At 71.2% G+C, this 20,451-nt stretch carries 17 protein-coding genes; 6 read left to right on the top strand and 11 right to left on the bottom strand.

The genetic code is table 11. The annotated features are described in order from the left end of the window. The first annotated feature begins 7 nt into the window (after positions 1-7). Together LWP59_RS24450 and LWP59_RS24455 are read left to right on the top strand one after the other, a co-directional pair. A complete protein-coding gene (locus LWP59_RS24450) occupies positions 8-616 on the top strand; it encodes a PaaI family thioesterase (RefSeq protein WP_222425540.1) in 609 nt (202 codons plus the stop codon). 117 nt (positions 617-733) lie between these two features. Continuing rightward, positions 734-1,318, top strand: coding sequence for a Clp protease N-terminal domain-containing protein (locus LWP59_RS24455; RefSeq protein ID WP_186383248.1), 585 nt, complete (start codon positions 734-736; stop codon positions 1,316-1,318). Between the two features lie 12 nt (positions 1,319-1,330). Here the strand turns inward: LWP59_RS24455 and LWP59_RS24460 are convergent, their stop codons facing one another. From LWP59_RS24460 to LWP59_RS24485, 6 genes are all read right to left on the bottom strand, one after another. After that, positions 1,331-2,101 (bottom strand): enoyl-CoA hydratase/isomerase family protein, encoded by a 771-nt coding sequence (locus tag LWP59_RS24460; protein WP_144638781.1) that lies wholly within the window; start codon positions 2,099-2,101, stop codon positions 1,331-1,333. Beyond that, on the bottom strand, positions 2,098-3,276 hold the full coding sequence (locus LWP59_RS24465; protein WP_144638784.1) for a CaiB/BaiF CoA transferase family protein: 1,179 nt from the start codon (positions 3,274-3,276) through the stop codon (positions 2,098-2,100). Before LWP59_RS24465 ends, LWP59_RS24460 begins: the two co-directional genes overlap by 4 nt. Beyond that, positions 3,273-4,028 carry a fumarylacetoacetate hydrolase family protein gene (locus LWP59_RS24470; protein ID WP_144638786.1) on the bottom strand — a complete coding sequence of 252 codons (756 nt, stop codon included), beginning with the start codon at positions 4,026-4,028 and terminating at the stop codon, positions 3,273-3,275. The genes LWP59_RS24465 and LWP59_RS24470 overlap by 4 nt, the downstream gene beginning before the upstream one ends. A 4-nt stretch (positions 4,029-4,032) precedes the next feature. Continuing rightward, complete coding sequence (locus LWP59_RS24475; RefSeq protein ID WP_229858022.1) at positions 4,033-6,936, bottom strand: FAD-binding and (Fe-S)-binding domain-containing protein; 2,904 nt, start codon at positions 6,934-6,936, stop codon at positions 4,033-4,035. Positions 6,937-6,944: 8 nt separating this feature from the next. Then, a complete protein-coding gene (locus tag LWP59_RS24480) occupies positions 6,945-8,270 on the bottom strand; it encodes an MFS transporter (RefSeq protein ID WP_186383249.1) in 1,326 nt (441 codons plus the stop codon). Positions 8,271-8,379: 109 nt separating this feature from the next. Continuing rightward, a complete protein-coding gene (locus tag LWP59_RS24485) occupies positions 8,380-9,546 on the bottom strand; it encodes a pyridoxal-phosphate-dependent aminotransferase family protein (protein WP_144638792.1) in 1,167 nt (388 codons plus the stop codon). 91 nt (positions 9,547-9,637) lie between these two features. Here LWP59_RS24485 and LWP59_RS24490 point away from each other — a divergent pair, with 91 nt between their 5' ends. Then, the gene (locus LWP59_RS24490; protein WP_144638798.1) at positions 9,638-10,399 is read left to right on the top strand and encodes an IclR family transcriptional regulator; all 762 of its coding nucleotides are present in this window, start codon (positions 9,638-9,640) and stop codon (positions 10,397-10,399) included. Positions 10,400-10,404: 5 nt separating this feature from the next. Here LWP59_RS24490 and LWP59_RS24495 read toward each other — a convergent pair whose 3' ends face one another. Then, positions 10,405-11,136, bottom strand: a complete 732-nt coding sequence (locus LWP59_RS24495; protein ID WP_144638800.1) for an SDR family NAD(P)-dependent oxidoreductase — start codon at positions 11,134-11,136, stop codon at positions 10,405-10,407. Between the two features lie 89 nt (positions 11,137-11,225). Here LWP59_RS24495 and LWP59_RS24500 point away from each other — a divergent pair, with 89 nt between their 5' ends. Further along, positions 11,226-12,650, top strand: coding sequence for a purine-cytosine permease family protein (locus LWP59_RS24500; RefSeq protein ID WP_144638802.1), 1,425 nt, complete (start codon positions 11,226-11,228; stop codon positions 12,648-12,650). A gap of 7 nt (positions 12,651-12,657) precedes the next feature. Here the strand turns inward: LWP59_RS24500 and LWP59_RS24505 are convergent, their stop codons facing one another. Further along, positions 12,658-13,422 carry a 3-oxoacyl-ACP reductase gene (locus tag LWP59_RS24505; RefSeq protein ID WP_144638805.1) on the bottom strand — a complete coding sequence of 255 codons (765 nt, stop codon included), beginning with the start codon at positions 13,420-13,422 and terminating at the stop codon, positions 12,658-12,660. A 142-nt stretch (positions 13,423-13,564) separates the two neighbouring features. Between LWP59_RS24505 and LWP59_RS24510 the strand changes: the two genes are divergently transcribed. Next, positions 13,565-16,192, top strand: coding sequence for an FUSC family protein (locus tag LWP59_RS24510; RefSeq protein WP_186383250.1), 2,628 nt, complete (start codon positions 13,565-13,567; stop codon positions 16,190-16,192). 169 nt (positions 16,193-16,361) lie between these two features. Then, entirely contained in the window at positions 16,362-16,586 is a 225-nt protein-coding gene (locus tag LWP59_RS24515) for a hypothetical protein (protein WP_144638809.1), read from the top strand. Between the two features lie 12 nt (positions 16,587-16,598). On the opposite strand, the gene LWP59_RS24520 is transcribed toward LWP59_RS24515, so the two are convergent. The 3 genes from LWP59_RS24520 to LWP59_RS24530 are packed head-to-tail and all read right to left on the bottom strand — an operon-like array spanning position 16,599 to position 20,436. After that, the gene (locus LWP59_RS24520) at positions 16,599-18,245 is read right to left on the bottom strand and encodes a class I adenylate-forming enzyme family protein (RefSeq protein ID WP_144638811.1); all 1,647 of its coding nucleotides are present in this window, start codon (positions 18,243-18,245) and stop codon (positions 16,599-16,601) included. A gap of 32 nt (positions 18,246-18,277) precedes the next feature. Beyond that, positions 18,278-19,513: a beta-ketoacyl-ACP synthase II gene (fabF, locus tag LWP59_RS24525; RefSeq protein ID WP_144638813.1), complete on the bottom strand. Its 1,236-nt coding sequence runs from the start codon at positions 19,511-19,513 to the stop codon at positions 18,278-18,280. Further along, the gene (locus LWP59_RS24530) at positions 19,510-20,436 is read right to left on the bottom strand and encodes an LLM class flavin-dependent oxidoreductase (RefSeq protein WP_144638815.1); all 927 of its coding nucleotides are present in this window, start codon (positions 20,434-20,436) and stop codon (positions 19,510-19,512) included. Before LWP59_RS24530 ends, fabF begins: the two co-directional genes overlap by 4 nt. Between the last annotated feature and the right edge of the window lie 15 nt (positions 20,437-20,451).

Raw genomic sequence — 20,451 nt, forward strand, 5'->3', positions numbered from 1 at the left:
AGGACACGTGAGCGGACCCGACGGCCTGGACGAGACCACGAGCCGGCCGCAGCACCCCGACGGCGGCCCGGACTTCGAGCGGATGATCGAGGCACTGCGCTCGCTCCAGGCACGCGTCACCGGCGCCGCTCCCCCGCCCGAGACGGTCACGGACGTCGCCGAGGCCCTCGAGAAGCTGGCCGCGACCCTCGAACCGTTCACCGTCGGCGAGCGCGACCAGATCGCCGGGCACCGCGGCGACCTGCCGGGGCGGGGACAGGCGATGTCCCCCGTCCTGCACGTCGACGAGTGGGACGGTGCGCACGTGCTGGGCCGCATCACCTTCAGCCGGTTCTACCTCGGCGGCAACTGGGCGGTGCACGGCGGGGCGATCCCGCTCGCGTTCGACGAGGTGCTCGGGCGGCTGGCGAGCACGGGCCGGACGGCGGCACGAACCGCTTACCTGCACGTGAACTACCGCAAGATCACCCCGATCGAGGTGGAACTGCGCGTCGAGGCGAAGGTGGACCGGGTCGAGGGCCGCAAGCGGTTCCTCACCGGTGCCCTCTACGACGGGGAGCACCTCACCGCCGATGCCGAAGGCCTGTTCGTGGAGCTGCGCCCGGGACAGCCCTGAGCACGGCAGCGCGCCGACGGCGTGCTCACCCGGGTCAAGCGGCGCCGGCAGCCCGCCGGGCCCCCTTGGGGGTTTTCCCTGATGTGCCCGGCGTCCGGTCCGGTGCACACTCAGGACGTGAGCGTGACGACGAGGTCGACCGACCGGCTGCGGCGGGTGTTCGCACTGGCCGAGCGGGAGGCCGTGACGATGGGCCACGAGAAGCTGGGCACCGAGCACCTGCTGCTCGGGCTGGTGCGTGAAGAGCACGACAGCGAAGGGACCGCGGGCCTGCTCGCCGGCGAAGGCGTGGACGCGGACCTGGTGCGCCGCGAGATCGCCGGGGACGCGGAGCAGCCGGTCGCCGACGCCCGCCGGGACTCTCCGGCCTTCACCGCTGCCGCCAAGGCCGCGGTCGATCAGGCGGCCGCTGTCTCCGACGAGCTCGTCGACCACACCGTCGGGGTTCGCCACCTCCTGCTCGGGGTGCTCGACACCGGGGAGTGCCAGGCCGTGCGGATACTGCACGGGCTGGGGGCCGACGTCGACGGGCTTCGGGCCCGCGCCTACGCGGGCATCGCCGAGGACACCAGCGCGCGGGCTTCCGCGGGCCTGGAGCCGGTGCTGTCCCAGCAGATGATCATCATGCGGATGCTGGGCCGGGTATCGGCCCGTCTCGATGCGATCGAGGCGCGCCTGCCCGGCGACGGCGGCACGTCCTGACCGGCCGCCCGTTCAGCCGTGCTCGCTCCAGATCGGGCTTCGCTTTGCCACGAACGCCTTGACCGCGTTCTGGAAGTCGGCGGAGCCGTACACGCGGGCGACGATGTCGGTGACGTCGGCCGCCCGCCCGTCGCGGTTGTGCCGGCGCAGGGCTTCCTTGGACGCCCACATGCTCAAGGGCGCGTGGCCGAGCAGCCGTTCGACGAGCGTTCCGACCTCCTTGTCCAGGTCGTCCGTCAGCGTCGCGAGAAAGCCTGCCGCGAGGGCTTCGTCGGCACTCATCAGCCGGGCCGTCAGCAACAGCGCGGTGGTCCGGGACTCGCCGAAGTGCCGCACGAGGAGGTCGAGGGTGGCCGCGGACAGGCAGTTTCCCAGCGTGCGTGCGATCGGGACGCCGAACCTGGACCGCGGCGTCGCGACCCGGAGGTCGACGGCGCAGGCGATGCCCAGGCCGCCACCGACGCAGTAGCCGTCGATCACCGCGACGGTGGGGACGCGCACGGCCTGCAGCCGGTCGAGCACCTGCGTCACCCGGCGTTCGTAGTCCACGCCGTGCTGCCCGGTGGAGAACTCGGCGAACTGGCTGATGTCGGTCCCGGCGACGAACGCCTTGCCACCGGCCCCGCGCAGCAGCATGACTCGCACGGCGGCATCGGAATCGGCGCGGTCGCAGACCTGCTCGAGCGCCTCGTACATCGCCCAGGTCATCGCGTTGCGCTGGTCCGGCCGGTTGAACGTCACCGTCAGCACCGGGCCGTCGGCCGTGATCTCGACTTCACTCATCGCTGGTCCTCATCGGCTCGCCGGGCGTGGTCGATCTCCTCGAGGACCTTCGCGGTCGAGTCCCCCAACAGCGGGCCGGCATGCGCGCGGCGCACGGGCGTCCGGGAGAACCGCATCGGGGAGCCCAGTTGCTCCACCGAGCCCAGGGTGGGGTGTGGTGCCTCCCAGTAGAAGTCCCGTTGCCGCAACGTCTCGTCGGTGAAGACCTGTGCGTAGTCGGCGATCGGCGCGCAGGGGACGCCTGCCAGCTCCAGGTCATCCACAATGGACTGGGTAGTCCGGGTCACGGTGGCCTTTTCGATGCTTTCGATGAGCTCTTCGCGATGCTGTCGCCTCGAGTAGGCACTGTCGTAGCGAGGATCGGCGAGCAGCTCCTCGATGCCGAGTGTGGTGCAGAACGCCGTCCAGTTCTTCGGCGTGGTCGCACCGACGGTGACGTGCCCGTCCGCGGTCCGCACCGCCTGGTACGGCGCGTTGTTCTGATGGGCCGAGCCGTGTGGGCGCGGCACGGTCCCGTTCCCGAAGTACATGCCGGCTTCCCACACCGCGAAGGAGACCCCGGACTCCAGCAGGGACACGTCGATGTACTGCCCCTCCCCCGACCGGTCGCGCTCGCGCAGCGCCGCGGTCACCGCCAAGGCGATGTACAGCCCGCACACCAGGTCACAGATCGGGACCCCGACCTTGGCCGGCTCGTGGCCGGGAAAACCCGTCACGCTCATCAGCCCGCTGCGGGCCTGCGCCATGATGTCCAGCCCGGGCAGGTGTGCGAGCGGGCCGTCCTGGCCCCAGCCGGACGCGGACGCGTAGATCAGCCGCGGGTTCTCCTGGCGCAGGCTCGCGTAGTCGAGCCCCAGCCTGGTCATCGCGCCCGGCCGCAGGTTCTCCACCAGCACGTCCGCCCCGCGCACCAGCTCCCGCAGGGCCGCCTTGTCCGGTGCCGACTTCAGGTCCAGCGCGACCGATTCCTTGTTGCGGTTCAGCCGTACGAACGGGGAGCTCTCCCCCTGGATGAAGGGCCCGGTGGCGCGGACGGGATCCCCGCCGTCGGGGTTCTCCACCTTGAGCACGCGGGCGCCGAGGTCGGCCAGTTGCATCGTGGCGTACGGGGCGGCCATGAACGCGCCGACCTCCAGTACGGTCACGCCGGTCAGAGGTGGGTTCGCTGTGGTCACTGTGCCCTCCGTGTGACTGTGTTGCGGAGCGTGCCGATACCGGAGATCTCGACCTCGACGACGTCCCCCGGCACCAGCTCGCCCACCCCGGCGGGGCTGCCGGTGAGCAGCACGTCGCCGGGGGCGAGAGTGATCCAGCGGGTCACGAAGGCGAGCAGCTCGCCGATACCGAACACCATCTCCGAGGTCGATCCTTTCTGCACGACCCGGCTGCCGAGCCGGGTGGTGACGCGCAGCGCCGACGGATCTCCCACGTCGGTCTCGATCCACGGGCCCAGCGGGCAGAAGGTGTCCGCGCTCTTCGCGCGGATCCACTGGCCGTCGGCGCGCCAGTCGTGCGCGGTGACGTCGTTCGCGCAGGTGTAGCCCAGCACGAAGTCCGCGGCCCGCTCGGCGGGCACCTGCCGCGCGGTGCGGCCGATGACGACGGCGAGCTCGCCCTCGTACTCCAGACGCCGCACCTCGGCCGGGCGCACCACCTCCGCCTCCGGGCCGACGACCGCGTTGGGCGCCTTGAGGAACAAGGCGGGTTGCTCCGGCCAGGGCCTGCCCTTCTCGGCGATCTGGCCGGCGTAGTTGCTGCCGGCGCAGACGATCACCCGGGGATCGCAGGGGGAAAGCAGCGTGACGTCCGCCAGCCTCCCGGCCACCGGGCCGGGTCCGGTGGCGTCCTCCGGCAGTTCGTGCACGACGTCCCCGACGAGGACACCCCGGCCCGTCCGCCCGTCGAGGGAGTAGCGAATGATCCGCATCGCGTCACCTGTCCCCGGTGGGCGCGGCGAGCGCGGCGCGCACCAGCTCGACGGGATGCCAGGCGCTGCGCCCCGCGCCGTGGAAGATCTGCTGCCGGCACGACACGCCCGTCGCGGCCACGATGGTGTCCTCCGGTTCCACCGCCAGCGCGGGGAAGAGCCGGTCGCCGCCGACCGCCATGGACGTCTCGTAGTGCTCGGACTCGAAACCGAACGAGCCCGCCATCCCGCAGCAGCCGGCCTCGATCTCCACCACCTCCGCGCCCGGGATCCGGCGCAACAGTGCCATCGTGGCCGCCGTGCCGACTTCCGCCTTCTGGTGGCAGTGCCCGTGGAACACCACCCGCCGCCCGGCGAGCCACGAGTCGCCGCGCAGCGTCAGCCTGCCCGCGTCGATCGCCTCGGCCAGGAGCTCCTCGACCTGCCTGACCCGGTCGGCGACCTGCGGCGCCGAACCGGGCAGCAGCGCGGCGTACTCGTCGCGGAGCATGAACAGGCACGACGGCTCGCAGCCGACGATCGGCGCGTCCGCCTCGCCGTGCTCCGCCAGCGATGAGACCAGCGCCGATGCCTTTTTCTTCGCGTCGTCCACCAGCCCCTTGGACAGGCTCGACCGCCCGCAGCAGCCGCCACCGGCGAGTTCGACACGCCAGCCCGCGCGCTCGAGCAACTCGATCGCCGCCTGGCCGATGTGCGGCTCCGTGAAGGTGGTGAACGAGTCGGCGAGCCAGGTGAGCGTGCCCAGCGGGGCCGGCCCGGCCGCCCGCGGGCGCCCGCGGAACCACCGCAGCAGGCTGGCCCGCCGGAACTGCGGCAGCGGGCGGGCCGTCGTGATGCCCACGGCGCGTTCGGCCAGCCGGCGCAGGAAACCGATCCGGCCCGGCAGGTTCGACAGCGGGGCGACCGCCGAACCGAGCCGGTTGAGCGTCCGGATCGAGCCGAAAAGACGCGACCGCAGCGGGGTCCCGTGGATCTCGTGATGATGCGCCAGCGTCTCGGCCTTCAGCGTGGCCATGTCCACGCTCATCGGGCATTCGCTCTTGCAGGCCTTGCACATCAGGCACAGGTCGAGGATCTCGTGCAGCCGCTCACCGCCGAGCGCGGCGTGCGGGTCCGCTTCGGACAGTGCCTTCACCAGCGCGTTGGCGCGGCCGCGGGTGGAATGCTCCTCGTTCCTGGTCGCGATGTAGGACGGGCACATGACGCCGGGGCCGGACTTCCGGCACGCGCCGATGTTCATGCAACGATCCGCGGCGCCGCGCATGCCGCCGAGGACCTCGAACTCGAGCGTCGTCGTGACCGGCCGGGCCGGTGGCAGCGCGTCGCGGTCACGCAGGTTCTCGGTCATCGAGGGCGCGTCGACGATCTTGCCGGGGTTCATCACGTTGCCCGGGTCGAACAGACGCTTGACCTCGCGCATCACCTCGTACAGCGGATCGCCGAAGACCTGCCGGTTGAACTCGCTGCGGGCCAGGCCGTCGCCGTGCTCGCTGGAGTTCACCCCGCCGTATTCGGCGACCAGGTCCCTGACCGCCTCGGCGACCGCCCGCATCGTGGCGACCTCGCCGGGGTCGGTCAGATCGACGAACGGGCGGATGTGCAGGCAGCCCACCGAACAGTGCCCGTAGAACCCCGCCTCCAGCTGGTGCTCGTCGAGAATCTCCTTGAACCGCTTGGTGTAGTCCGCCAGCTGGGTCGGGTCCACCGCGGTGTCCTCGACGAACGCGAGCGGGCGGCGGGTGCCCTCACCGGCGGCCATCAGCAGGCCGAGGCTGGACTTGCGGACCTTGAGCAGCGCCGCCTGGTCGGCGGGCGTGACCGCGCGAAGGGTGTGGTAGCCGTGCCCGCCGCGCCGCCACAGCGCGTCGAGCCGGTCCAGCCCGGCGATCAGCTCCGCCTCGTCGTCGCCGGTGAACGAGACGAACAACAGCGCACCCGGGTCCCCGACGAGGATGTTCCCCAGCTCGGCGTACTCGATCTTCTGCCGGGACAGCTCCAGGATCGTGCGGTCCATCAGCTCCACCTGATGGGGCCCGCAGCTCAGCGCGTCGGTGGTGGCCGAGATCGCGCTCGCGGTGTCGGTGAAGTGGCCGACCGCGTAGACCGTGCGCGCGGGCTTGGGCACCAGGTCCACCAGGGCGCGGGTGACCACCACCAGGGTGCCCTCCGCCCCCACCACGAACTTGGCGAGGTCGAACGGCGAACCCAGCAGCCGGTCGAGCCGGTAGCCGCACGCGCGGCGCCAGAACAGCGGCATCCCGGCCCTGATGACGTCCTCGTTGGCGGTGACCAGTTCCGGCAGCGACCGGTGGATCCGGCCCTCCAGGGTGTCCGTCGCCGCCCGGCGCTCGCGCTCCGCCTCGTCGACGGGTTCGAACCTGGCGCGCGAGCCGTCGGCGAGCACCACGTCGAGCGCGCGCACGTGGTCGATCGTCATGCCGTAGGTCAGCGAGCCGCTGCCGGCGGAGTTGTTGCCGATCATCCCGCCGATCGTCGCGCGGTTGCTGGTCGAGGTGTCCGGGCCGAACATCAGCCCGTGCGGGGCGGCCGCCTGGTTCAGCTGGTCCTGCACCACGCCCGCCTCCACCCAGGCCGTCCGTGCCACCGGGTCGATCTCGAGGATCCGGTTCAGGTGCCGGGACAGGTCGAGCACCAGGCCGGGACCCACGGTCTGGCCCGCCAGGCTCGTCCCCGCACCGCGGGGCACGATCGGCACCCCGAGCTCGCCGGCGGCTTTCACCGCGGCGGCGACGTCCTCGGCGTGCCGCGGGAAGACGACGCCGAGCGGGGCGATCGAGTACATGCTGGCGTCGCGGGAGAAGAGGTGCCGGCTGTAGTCGTCGAAGGCGACCTCGCCTTCCAGCGTCGCACGGAGCGCGCCTTCCAGACCGGCGCCCTGGTCAGTCATCCCGACAGTCATGTAAGGCCTTCCGACGCGGCTGCTGCTTCCTTCTCGGCCTGCGCCACCTTCGCGGCCTCGCGCAGCTTCTTGCGCAGTGGCAGCACCAGCAACGCCGCGATCGCGAAGACCACCCCGAAGAACACCTGGGTGAGCGCATACCCCCCGCCGCTGAGGTCGGTGAGCCAGCCGCCGACGTAGGGCCCGACGAAGCTGCCCAGGTTGCCGACCCCGTTGATGAGGCCCATCCCGGCCCCCGCCGCCGCCACCGGCGTGAGCTTGGTGACCGAGGCCCAGAACGGCCCGTACCAGGCGATGGACGCGGCGGTGCCCAGGATCATCGCCACGAGCACGAGCCACTTCTGTTCCGCCGAGATCAGGCTCGCCCCGGCGAGGATCACCGCGCCTGCCCCGAGGACGATCGACATGTGCGCGACGTGCCCGCCCCGCCGGTCGGCGGACCGGCCGACCATGATGATCGCGATACCCGCGGCGACCTGCGGCAGCATCGCGACCAGCCCGACCTGCATATCGGTGTGGAACGCCTTCTTCAGCACGCTCGGCAGCCACAGGGTGAGGCCGAGCAGCCCCATCTGCGTCAACGTGTAGATGAGGGCGAACTGCCACACGACGCGGCTGGTGAACGCGGCCTTGAACGTGCCGCGGTGCTTGAGCGGCTCGCCCTCTTCGATCCGGGAGCGCTCGATGTAGTCCCGTTCGCCCGCCGTGAGCCAGCCCGCCTTCGCCGGGGTGTCCCGCACGACGGCCAGCCATGCGGCGAGCCCGACGATCAGCGGCGCACCACCCTGGATGACGAACATCCACCGCCAGTCCGCGTAGGTCAGGATGATGCCGGAGAACGGCGCGGCGACGATCGCCGCGATCGGCGTGTACAGCTTGAAGATCGCGTACGCCCTGCTGCGCTCGGAGAACGGGAACCACGACCGGATGGTGGCCATCAGCGCGGGCTGCACCCCGCCCTCGGCCACGCCGAGCAGGAAACGGGCGAGCACGAGCTCGCCGAACGTGTGGGTGAGCCCGGAGGCCATCGCGGCGATGCTCCACAGCACCAGCAGGATCGCGATCCACTTCTTCGCGCTCCACCGTTCGGCCATGTATCCGCCGGGAACCTGCAGCAGCAGGTACCCCCAGAAGAAGATCCCGCTCGCGAGGCCCTGCTCGGCCCCGCTCAGGTGCATGTCCTCCTTGAGGTGCGGGAGCGCGAAGCTGATGTTCGTCCGGTCGATGTAGCAGATGACGTAGATGAACACGATGACCGGCAGGATGTAGATCCACCGCTTCTTTTCGGATCCACGCCGGAAAAGGGATGTCCGCTCGTTCAACGACCTACCTCCTTGTAGGTGGCCGGCGCGGTCGCGCCGGTTTTGCGCGTCGTGCGTTGAGCGTCGAGAACAGCGGCCCGGTGCCCGGGTGCGGCGCCGGACCGGGGGGTCACGCGGTGCGCAACACCTCCAGTGCGGCCTGGAGACCGGCGGGATCCACCGGCACGCCCGCCAGTTCGAGTCCCATCTGGACGCCGGACAGCGTGCCGGCCAGCGTCAGGTCGTTGAGGTCACCGAGGTGGCCGATCCGGAACACCCGCCCGGCGAGCCTGCCGAGGCCGGTGCCCAGCGACATGTCGAAGCGGTCCAGGATGATCCGCCGGACCTTGTCCGCGTCGTGCTCCTCGCCCAGCAGTACCGCAGTCAGTGCGCTGGAGTACTCGCGTTCGTCCGCGCACAGGACGTCCAGCCCCCAGCCACGGACGGCGGCCCTGGTCGCCTCGGCGTGCCGGTCGTGCCGTGCGAACACGGCGGCCAGGCCTTCCTTCTCCAGCAGGAGCAGGGCTTCCCGCAGGCCGTAGAGCAGGTTGGTCGGTGGGGTGTAGGGGTAGTAGCCGCGCTCGTTGGCCTCGAGGACCGGCGCCCAGTCCCAGTACGCCTTCGGCAACCGGGCGCTCGAATGTGCTGAAAGCGCTTTCTCGCTGACCGCGTTGAAACCGAGGCCGGGCGGCAGCATCAAGCCCTTCTGCGAGCAAGCGATGGTGACGTCGACGCCCCACTCGTCGTGGCGGTAGTCGATCGAGCCCAGCGAGGAGATCGTGTCGACCAGCAGCAGCGCCGGATGCCCCGCGTCGTCGATGGCCGCCCGGATCTCCGGTATCCGGCTGGTCACCCCCGTCGAGGTCTCGTTGTGCACCACCATCACCGCGGCGATGGCGTGTGCCGTGTCCGCCGCCAGCCGTTCTGCGACGACGAGCGGGTCCACGCCACGGCGCCAGTCGCCTGGCACGAACTCGACCACCAGTCCGAGCCGTTCCGCCATGTCGCGCCAGAGCGTGGCGAAGTGACCGGTTTCGAAGGCCAGCACCCGGTCACCGGGTGAGAGCGTGTTGACCAGCGCCGCTTCCCAGGCTCCGGTGCCCGAAGACGGGTAGATGACGACCGGGCCGGTGGTGCCGAACACCGGCCGGATCCGTTGCAGCAGGTCGAGCGCGAGGTCGGCGAAGTCCGGCCCGCGATGGTCGATGGTCGGTTGTGCGATGGCCAGGAGCACCGGGTCCGGGACGTTGGTCGGGCCGGGGATCTGCAGGAAATGACGTCCGCTGGGAGCGACCACTGCACCCATTCCATTCTGTGCCGTGACGTGGCACGCTGTGCCGTGAAAAGGTTCAGCGATGGTAGGTACACGTGATCGAGGAGTCAAGACTGTGCGAAACGTCCTGAACACACTCCGCGTGCTCGAGGAGGTCGCGGCGCGACAACCGGTCGGCGTGGGCGAGCTGGCCCGGGTGCTGGACATGCCCAAGAGCTCGGTGCAGCGCGCGCTGGTCACCCTGGACACGGCGGGGTGGATACGGGCCGGTTCCGGCGAGGTCACCCGCTGGGTGCTGACCACCAGGGCGCTCGTGGTCGGCGGGCGCGCCAGCGACGACCTCGGGCTGCGCGACGCGGCCGTGCCGATCATGGAGAACCTGCGCCGGCGCACCGAGGAGACCATCCACCTCACGGTTCCCGAGGAGGGCAAGGTCGTCCTGATCGAGCGGCTGGAGACGGCCAAGCCCGTCCGGATCAGCATGGCCCTGGGACACGCGCTGCCCCTGCACGCGTCCGCCAACGGCAAGGCGGTGCTCGCCAACAGCCGCACCGACGTCGTCCGGCGCCTGCTCACCGACGAGCTCCCGCGCTACACCGACACCACCATCACCGACCCGGACCGGTTGCGCGCCGAGCTGACCACGATCCGCGAACAGGGCTTCGCCCTCAACCACGGCGAGTGGCGATCCGACGTCGGCTCCGTCGCCGCGGCCGTGATGGGCGGCCACGAGACCCCGATCGCGAGCCTGAGCGTGAACATCCCGATGAGCCGCCTGACCCCCGAATCCGAGGCGGGCTACGGCAAAGCGGTCAGCGAGGCGGCACGCGACCTCAGCGCCCGGATCGGCTACCTGACGCCGCCCGGGCAGGCCTGATCAGGTCAGCCCCGCCGGTGGCGGAGCCACTCGTCGAACTCGGTGGCGACGATGCGTTCGTCGTGCACCTGGTCGGCCGCGGCCGAGCACAGCCAGCGGACCGGGGCGGCCAGCACGTCCGCCGGGAGGAGCTTCGAGGTGTCGACCGCGCCGTCGGGGATCATCCCGGTGACCGTGGCGCCGCCGGGGAGCAGGAGGTTCACCCGGACGGAGGTGTCCGCGAGGTCGGCGGCCATGATCCGGGAGAGGGACTCGGCACCGGCACGGGACGGGCCGTAGGGGACGAAACCGGTGCGGCGCATGGTCTCGTGGTTCATCGTGATGTTGATGATGCGGCCGCTCGGCGAAGCGAGCAGATCGGGCACGAAGGCCTTCGCGACGAGGAAGTAGCCGGTCAGGTTGGTCTCGACCACGTCGCGAAACCCGGCCTCGGGCACCTCCCAGAACGGCTGCGGCTCGGTCAGGAAGCGCGGGTTGACCGTCCGCATCCCGATTCCGGCGTTGTTGATCAGCACATCCAGCCCGCCGAACAGGTCGAGCACCCGGTCGCGCCCGGCCCGCACCGAGTCCGGGTCGCGCACATCCATCGCGATACCGTTCGCACCGATCTCCGCCGCGGCCGCCGCCGCGCGGTCCGCATCGCGACCGGTGAGCACGACGTGATGCCCGTCGGCGCGCAGCGCCTCCGCCATCGCCGACCCGAGACCGCTGGTTCCCCCGGTGATCAAGACCCGCATCTCGTCAGTATGACTTCTCGCGGCCAAGGCCACCGGCCGACCCGTTGTCAACCATTGTCTTGTTGACAATCCTCGTCTAGGTTTCCCGCATGGGTGATCTTGGGGGACCGGTTCTCGTCGAGCGGCACAGCACCGACTTCATCCCGCACGAGGACCGGCACGGAAAGCCTTCGGACCTGCTGTTCGTGTGGTTCGGCGCCAATATGGAGCTGCCGGTGGTCGCTGCCGGCGCGACCACCGTCATCTCCGGGCTGGGACTGGCCTGGGCCGTTCTCGCCATCGTCGTCGGCGTCGCGGTCGGCACCCTGTTCATGGCACTGCACTCCGCACAGGGGCCTCATCTGGGGCTGCCACAGATGATCCAGAGCCGGGCCCAGTTCGGGTACTACGGCGCGGCGCTGCCGCTGGTGTTCGTCGTGGTGATGTACCTGGGTTTCTACGCGGCCGGAGCGGTGCTCGGGGCACAGGCGCTGGTGGCGATGCTCCACATCCCGCTGCCCGCGGGCATCGTCATACTGTCCGTGCTGAGCATGGCGGTCGCGATCTTCGGCTACGACCTGATCCACCGGTTCGAGCGGTATCTGTCCTATCTGGTCGCCGTGGTCTTCGCCGTCCTGACCGTCACGCTGCTGGCCGGCGGGCACGCCACGGGCCCGGAACCGGTCACAGGCCACGGTTTCCTGCTCGGCCCCTTCCTGCTCGCCGTATCGGTGTCGGCGACCTCGCAACTCGGCTTCGCGCCGTACGTCGCCGACTACTCCCGTTATCTGCCCGCGCGCACGTCGATCGCCAGTGTGTTCTGGTACACCTACGCCGGCGTAGGGATCAGCGGCGTGTGGCTGATGAGCTTCGGCGCGGTGCTGGCACGGGATGGCTTCAGCGATCTGGTCGGCGGCATCTCGAGCGTCGCGGGCGGCATCGGCGGCTGGTTCGTCACACTGGTGCTGGCCGCGCTCGTCCTGGGCGTGCTCAGTATCAACGCGCTCAACATCTACGGTGGCTACATGTCGTCGCTGACCTTCGTCAGCACGTTCCGGCGGCGCTGGCGGCGCCACGGCGTCGCGCCACGGCTGTGGTTCATCGTGCCGGTGGCAGTCCTGGCCACGGTCATGTCCTTCTTGTACAAGGACAATCTGCTGTCATCGTTCGAACAGTTCCTGGTCATGGTGCTGGCGCTGATGATCCCGTGGACGTCGATCAACCTCGTCGACTACTACTTCGTACGGCGCGGGCGATACCAGGTGCAGGACATGGATCAGCCGCGCGGCTACTACGGGCGCATCAACGTGCCCGGCGTCGTGGCCTACGTCGTGGGCTTCCTGGTGCAGATTCCCTTCATGCACAACAGTGTCTACACCGGACCGGTCGCGACCGCACTGCACGACGGCGACATCTCGTGGGTCGTCGGCGCCGTGCTGTCGGGGCTGACCTACCTGATCGCCATGCGGATCCGGCCGGCAGACCCGGTGCCGACCACGGAACCGTTGCCGGCGACCGGACAACGAGGACGATGAGCGCCCGTCAGTTCATCACGAGGCCACCGTCGACCACGAGGTTCTGGCCGGTCACCGAGCGCGCCCACGGCGAGGCGAAGAACAGCACGGCATCCGCGAACTCTTCGGGCGTGGTCACCCGGCGCAGGGGCGTGGCGGCGGCGATCTGGTCGAACACCGCCTCCGGCGTCGCCGCGCTCGCATCGGTGGTCCGCAGCAACCCGCCGGAGACCATGTTCACGGTGATCCCCTCCCGCCCGAGGTCCGCGGCGTAGGTCCGGGTCAGCGACAGCAACGCCGCCTTCGCCGCGGTGTAGTCGTGGTAGGGCACAACGGGGTTCTGGAAGAGGTTCGTCCCGATGTTGACGATCCGCCCGCCGCCGAGCGCGTGCATTCCGGCGAGGGCCGCCTGCATGGTGTTGACCGCCCCGCGGACGCTGCCGTCGAACTGGTCGCGGAAGCGCTCCCAGCGGATCGCCGCCGCCGCCGGTCGCGCGTCCCCGTCGAAGGAGAAGTCGGCGAGGGCGTTGTTCACCACCGTGCCGATCTCGCCACCGAAACGCTCGCGCCCGGCGGCGAACATCGCGGCGACCTGCTCGGGGTCGACGACGTCCGCTGCCAGTGCGACGGCCTTGTCCGGCCCCAGTTCGCGCACGAGCTCCTCGGCGGCTTCCTTGCTGTGCAAGTAGTTCACGACGACCCGGGCCCCTTGCCGGGCGAACGCCCGTGCGATGGCGCGGCCGACGCCGCGTCCGGCACCGGTCACCAACACGATCTGCTCCGAAAGTTCCACGACCGGACCATCTCACGAGCCGAAGCCGCCCTGCGACGGGGGCGCGGTCACCGTCCGTGACAATTTCACGGACAGGTTACAATTTCCACAAGATGATCACCACCAGGGTTACCTGGCTGTCACACCAGCGGGAGGAGCACCTTTGGCCGGGCCGGGTTTGGCCGAGAGCTGCCGGAACCTGTGGGGGCGTTTCTGCTCGTCGGACCCGGGCCTGACACAGCTGCGGCTGGCCGGCCGTTCGGCGGTCGGCGTCGCCGTCGGCGTCGCCGTCGGATATCTCGGCGCACAGCTGACGGGACAGCCGGTGCTGATCCCGATCCTGCTGTGCGCGGTGCTGTCGATGAACATCACGTTCTCGGTGGCGGAACCGGCTCGGAGCAGCCGCCTCGTCACGGTCGCGCTGATGCCGCTCCCGGTCGCGCTGGCCATGCTGCTGGCGACCTCCCTGACGGCCCACCGGCCCGCGGCGCTGGCGGGCTTCGTCGGGGTGATGTTCGTGGCGGTGTACATCCGCCGCTTCGGCCCCCGGTTCTTCGCCTACGGCCTGGTCGGCTGGATGTCGTACTTCATGACCATGTTCACCGGGCTGAGGATCGGCCAGCTGCCGGCGATGCTGCTCGTGGTGGGCCTGGAGACCGTCGCCATGGCGGTGCTCCAGGTGCTGGTCTTCCGGCACCGGCCCAACCGCGTGCTCCTGCGCATGACGCGGGCGTTCCAGGCGCGGGTGAGCGCGCTCGCGGAGACGAGCCTCGCGCAGGTGGCGGGCACCCGCCCGGGCGGACGCGTGGACCGCGCGCAGCGGATCGGCCTGATCCGGCTGAACGAGTCGGCGCTGCTGATCGACGGCCAGCTGGGCATGGCGGGCTCGCTGCCCGAGGGCCACAGCGAGGAGGCGGTCCGGCACGAGCTGCTCGCCGCCGAGTTCGCGATCGGCACGATCTCGGCCGCCGCCACGCAACTGCGGGCCCAGCGCGGCACCACGGGGGCACGAGAGCCGGCCGACGTACGGGCGGCGCTGACCGCCCTCAGCCGGGGCGACCTGGACGCGGCCGCGGCCGCGGGCGAACGCCTGAGCGCCCTTGGCGTGAACTCCGGCAGTGCCTACGCGGCCACCGCGGCCGCCTACCGGCTCGGCACCAGCATCCTGGACCTGGTCCGGGCGCTGCGGAACCTGACCGCCGCCCCGGCCGGGCCGGGCAGCACCCGGCAGGTTCCGTTCACGCCGTCGGTGGTGCTCTTCAACGGGCGGCTGCCCGGCGCGGGCCCGCTCGCGGGCGAGCTCGGCGGCGAACCCGGCACCGGCCTGCGCGCGCTGCCGGCCCGGATGCGCCTGACCACGCGGCAGGCGTTCCAGGTCGCGCTCGCCGGCGGCCTCGCGATCGGCGTCGGGTCGCTCATCAACGAGCAGCGCTACTACTGGGCGGTGCTCGCCTGTTTCATGGCCTTCACCGGGACGGCGACCGCCGCGGAGACCATCAGCAAGGCGGCGGACCGCGCACTCGGCACCCTGGTCGGCGTCGGCGTCGCGACCCTGTTCGCGAGCCTGACCCACGGCAACCTCGTCGGCGTCATGATCGTCGTACTGGGCTCGATCCTGGTCGGCTTCTTCCTGATGCGCTTCACCTACGCGCTCGCCGTGGTGTTCATGACGACGATGGTCGCCCAGCTCTACGAGGTGCTGCACGAGTTCTCCGCGGGCCTGCTGCTCCTGCGGCTGGAGGAGACCGCCGCGGGCGCGGTCGTCGGCTGCGTGGTCGCGGTCTGCTTCCTGCCGACCAGTACCCGGCGCGTGGCCCGGATGGCCCGGCGCAGGTTCCTCGTCGCCACGGCGGAGCTGCTGGCCGGCACCGGCGCCCGGCTGCGCGGCGGCCGCGGTCTCGGCGCGGACCTGCGGGCATCCGCCCGGGCCGCCGACGCGGCCCTGCAGCAGCTGCTCACCGTTACCAGGCCGTGGACGCTGCCGGCGCTGTTCGGCTCGGAGAGCCCCTTCCCCGGCGCCCGCGACCTGCGGCAGCGGATGGCGATGTACTCGTTGCTCGCCGACCAGGCACGCAGCCTCGCCGTGCTGGTGCACCTCGCGCCACGCCCGGACGTGCACCTGGCGGGGACGCTGGCCCGGATCTGCGACCTGCTGGGCGAGCGTGTCCGCGCACTGAGTGCGGGCACCGCCCTCCCGCCCGGCACCGCCGAGGTGTCCCGCCGGCTCGACACCGTGGGGCTGACCCTGGTCAGCTGGTACGGCGTGACCGACGAAGGGCCGCGGCGGATCCTCGCGCAGCTGCGTCATCTCGACGAGACCACCGGCCGGATCGCGGCCGGCGGGCCCGGCTCGGGCACGCCGCCGCCACCCCCGGAACCGCCCGCCGTGAGGTCGCCGACGGAGCCGGTGCCCGACACGCCGCGCGCCCGGCCCGCCACGAACCGGTGCACCGCCAACTCGATCCGCGGCCTGGTGTCGCGGCCTGATCACCGGCCCACCCGTGCCGTCGTCACCCTGATCGACCGCTACGGCAGGCAGGCCGCCAGGGCCGAGACCGACCACCACGGCCGGTACGCCCTGACCCCGCGGCGCGCCGGGGTCTACCTGCTGGTCTGCACGCCGAGCGAACCAGTGGCGACGCCCGGCGCCAGGACCGCGCCGCACGCCACCGCCGTCGTCGCGATGGACGAGCCGGTCACCTGCGACATCGTGCTGCCCGGTGAGCACCCGGCCACGCTGGGATGCGAAGACGGCACAGAAGCCGCTTTCCGGCACACGTCCGAGACCTAGCGGCAATATCAATTCCACTCACCGGAAAGCCGGTCCAACTCCCGGCCCGGTGCCACTACCGTCGCGCTACCCGTCGGCCCGCCGGCCCCGTCCTCATCAGATGCGCCGCCGCCCGGCCCGGCGGGCACAGCACACATGGGGATTCGGACGTCCACCCTGGAGGTGGGTATTGCGGCAGCACGACTTCGAGTTCGAAACATGGCTGGACCAGGCCGTGGCCGAGGCCCACCAAGCGATCGCGCGCATCCACGAAGAAGGCAACGCCCTGCTGGATGCCTCATGGGAGGCCTTGCGCCAGGACTACCGGGGGTATGTCGAAGGCAGCCAAGGGGATCCCACCGGGGGCGGACCCGGTAGTGCGGGCCTCCATCGGCGGAGCTGGTTCGACCGCTGAATCCGCGCCGGTTCACACCCGTTCCAGCAGCCCCGCCCCGGCGTCCGCGGCCGCCTGTTCGCGTACCTGGTAGTGGATCTTCTTGCCGGTCGCGGTGAGCGGCAGCGCATCGACGAAGCGGTACGCGCGCGGCCGCTTGTACCCGGCCAGCATCGGATGGTCGCGGCAGTGCTTGTCACACTCTTCGGCCGTCAAACCGCTGTCGCGGGCGATCACGTAGGCGACCACCAGCTGGCCCCACTGCGCGTCGGGAACACCGACGACCGCCGCGTCGGTGACCGCGGGATGCTGGTTGAGGATCTCCTCGACCTGGGCCGGGTGCACGTTCTCCCCGCCGGAGATGATCATGTCGTCCTTGCGGCCGACGATGGTCACGTACTCGCGCTCGTCCCAGGTGGCCAGATCGCCGATGTAGAGCCAGCCGTCGTGGAACCGTGCCTCCTGCTCCCCGGGCTGGTTGAAGTAGGTGTTCCCGGACTTCGGCGAACGGACGATCACCTCCCCCACCTCGCTGCCGTCCTTCGCGGCCTGCTCGTCGGGCCGCGCGAGCCGGTCCTGGAAGACCTTGACCACGGCCACGTCGTCGTCCGTGCACGCCCGGCCGGCGGAACCCGCGTGCCCGGGAAGGTCCGCGGGACGCAGGAACGTGTTCCAGAACGCTTCGGTGGTGCCGTACCCGTTGAAGATCCGCGGGGTGAGCACCTCCTGGTACCGCAGGCACGCCTCCCGCTCCAGAGGCGCACCCATGGTCACGATGCCGCGGAGGGTGGACAGGTCGCGGGACCGGCGGAGCTGGGCGTCCGCGAGGCGGCCGAGGGTGACCGGCGCGCCGATGAGGAACGTGAGGCCGAACCGCTCGACGTGGTCCAGGCACAGGTCCGCGTCGAACTGGCGCATCGGCACGGCTTCCGCGCCGACGTAGAAGACCGGGTTCGGACCCCCGGAGTAGAGGCCGCCGCGGTGGAACCACGGCGTCATGTTCAGGGTCCGGTCCTCCGGCGTCAGCGGGAAGTGCATGATCACGTCGTGCGCGCTGAGCACCTCGGCCATGCTGTTGAGGGGTACCCCCTTCGGCATCCCCGTGGTACCCGAGGTGTACATCCGCGTGGTCTCGGCGTAGATCCACTCCTCCGGCCGCGGCGGCACGCCGCCCCGGCCGGCCTCCAGCAGGTCCTCGAAGGACAGTGCGCCCGGTACGCCGTGCCCGCCCACGGTGGCGACCACGTCCGGGCGGTGCCGCGCGAGCTCGAGGGCCTGACGCGCGACGGGAGTCAGGGCGGTGTCGTGGATGTACACCTTGGGACGGCTGTCGTCGAGCACGTACGCGGTCTCGCCGCCGGCCAGCCGGAAGTTGATCGGCGAGCCGACCGCCCCGCACGCCTGGGTCGCGAGGTACAGGAACGCGAACTCAGGCCCGTTGTACAACTGGTACACGACCAGGTCGCCGGGCCGGACGCCGACCGCGGCGAGCCCCGCCGCGAGAGTGTCCACAGTGGAACCGAGTTCGGCGTAGGTCCAGCTGCGACCCGTTTCGGGACAGCGCAGCGCCACGCGGTCGGCGTAGCGGTGGGTGTTGCGGCGGAAGCCCGCCAGGTAGGTGAAGGTGTGCTCGAAGACCCGGCGGTAGGCGTCGGGGTCGTAGCCGGCAGGGTGCGACATATCCGCTTCTCTCTCCGATCGGATCCGGCGCCTCATGCGGCCCGGAGCACGACCACGCAGTTCTGGCCGCCGAACCCGAACGCGTTCGCCATCGCGGCCCGCACCCGCGCGGGGCGGGCCACGTTCGGCACGTAGTCCAGGTCGCACTCGGGATCGGGGTTGTGCAGGTTGATCGTCGGGGGCAGGACCCCGTCCCGGATCGCCAGCGCACAGGTCAGCACCGAAAGGGCGCCGGCGGCGCCTATCAGGTGGCCGACCATGGACTTGGGCGAGCTCACCGGGACGTGGTCGGCGTGCGAGCCCAGCGCGCCGCGGATCGCCCGGGTTTCGGTGCGGTCGTTGGCGCGGGTGGAGGTGCCGTGCGCGCACACGTAGTCGAGCTCACCCGGGTCGAGGTCGGCCGAGCGCAGCGCCTGCCGGATCGCGGCCTGTGCGTACGTCCCGGAGGGCTCCGGAGCGCTGACGTGGAAGGCGTCGGAGGTAAGCGCACCGCCGGCGACCGTCGCGTAAGGACGTGCACCGCGCGCCTTCGCGTGCTCCGCCGACTCGAGCACGTGGACGACCGCGCCCTCGCCGAACACGAACCCGTCCCGGTCCGCGTCGAAGGGGCGGCTGGCGCCGGCCGGATCGTCGTTCCGGCCGCTCAGCGCACGCATGTTCGTCAGGCCGGCGAACATCAGGGGAGTGATCGCCGAGTCCGTGCCCCCGGCGATCACGACGTCCGCCTCGCCGGCGAGGATCAGCCGCCGCGCCTCCAGCAGCGCGTAGTTCCCGGACGCGCACGCCAGGGCGCCCGCGGTGACCGGGCCGTGCGCCCCGAGGTCCATCGCGACCTCGCACGCGGCCATGTTGGGAATGACCGAAGACACGAAGTAGGGACTCACCTTGCGTGCGCCGGACTCGGCCAGGAGACCGGCGCTCTCGGCGATCTCGCCCATGCCGGCCACCGCGGTGTTCACCACGACCCCGACGCGGGTCGCGTTGTCCCCGTCGATCGTCAGCCCGGCATCGGCGAGCGCTTCCCGCGCGGCCGCGACGGCGAACTGCGACAGCCGCGCGGACCTGCGCGCCCGCTTGCGGTCCAAAAAGGACTCAGGGTCGAAGTCGCGCACCTCGGCGGCGATTCGCACCGGTTGCCCGCTCGCGTCGAACCGGGAGATCGTGCGCACCCCGCTCTGCCCCGCGCACAGCGCCTTCCAGGTTCCCTCACGATCGTTGGCGACGGGCGTGATCGCGCCCATGCCGGTGATGACCGTCTCGCGCGTCATCCGTCCACCCTTTCCCTCACTTCCGCCCACCTCGCGAACTGGGTGAGCGGATCCTCCGCGGCCGGAAGCAGGGCGAACTCCGTCACCCCGGCCGCCCGGTACTCCGCCAGCTGCGCGGCGACCTTCTCCGCCGGCCCGTACACGCTCCACCGGTCGACCACGCGCAGCGGCAGCCGGTACTGGGCCCGCAGCAGCCGCTCGGTCTGTTCCCTCGCCCGATTCTCGTCGTCGTCGATGTGCCCGATCACCAGCAGCTTCACCTCGGGCGCCGGCCGGGCGTGCTCCGCGGCCAGCGCGCGCAGCCGCTCACCGGCCGCGGCGACGCGGTCGGCGCCGAGCCACATCGCGAGCCACGCGTCCCCGTGCCGCGCCGCCCGGCGCAGCGCCACGTCGGAACGACCGCCCACCACGATCGGCGGCAACGCGGGCAGGCTCGGCGCCAGGCCGGGCGAGGTGATGCGCAGGTGCTCGCCGTGGTGGTCCACGGGCTTGCCGAGCAGGAGGTCCGGCAGCACCCGCAGGGCCTCGTCCAGCCGACGGCCCCGCTCGGCGTGCGGCACTCCGGCGGCGGCGAACTCCGCGGGGTTCTCGCCGCCCACCCCCAGTCCCAGCACGAGCCGTCCCGGGGCGAGGGCGCCGATCGTGGTCAGCTGCTTCGCCGCCCAGACCAGCTGCCGCAGCGGTAGCAACAGCACCCCGAACCCCAGCCGGATCTCCGACGTCACGGCGGCCGCGGCCGACAGCGCGCAGGCGGCTTCGAGCAGCGGCGGGTGGAACGTGAGATGGTCGCCCACCCACGCGGTGTCGAACCGCAGCTCCTCGGCGAGCCGAGCGCCTTCCAGCACGGGAAACGCGCCGACGCCGAACGGGTCGAAGGTCGGCAACACCACCCCCCAGCGGGTGCCGGCAGCCCGGGTGCCCACAACTCCCCCTCACAC

It is taken from the genome of Amycolatopsis acidiphila, from assembly GCF_021391495.1.
Taxonomy (GTDB): Bacteria; Actinomycetota; Actinomycetes; order Mycobacteriales; family Pseudonocardiaceae; genus Amycolatopsis_E; species Amycolatopsis_E acidiphila.

Coding starts and splice junctions, on each gene's coding strand:
- LWP59_RS24520 (WP_144638811.1), bottom strand. CDS start 18,245: ATGTCGCACCCTGCCGGCTACGACCCCGACGCCTACCGCCGGGTCTTC.
- LWP59_RS24460 (WP_144638781.1), bottom strand. CDS start 2,101: ATGAGTGAAGTCGAGATCACGGCCGACGGCCCGGTGCTGACGGTGACG.
- LWP59_RS24475 (WP_229858022.1), bottom strand. CDS start 6,936: ATGACTGACCAGGGCGCCGGTCTGGAAGGCGCGCTCCGTGCGACGCTG.
- LWP59_RS24495 (WP_144638800.1), bottom strand. CDS start 11,136: ATGCGGGTCTTGATCACCGGGGGAACCAGCGGTCTCGGGTCGGCGATG.
- LWP59_RS24500 (WP_144638802.1), top strand. CDS start 11,226: ATGGGTGATCTTGGGGGACCGGTTCTCGTCGAGCGGCACAGCACCGAC.
- LWP59_RS24470 (WP_144638786.1), bottom strand. CDS start 4,028: ATGCGGATCATTCGCTACTCCCTCGACGGGCGGACGGGCCGGGGTGTC.
- fabF (WP_144638813.1), bottom strand. CDS start 19,513: ATGACGCGCGAGACGGTCATCACCGGCATGGGCGCGATCACGCCCGTC.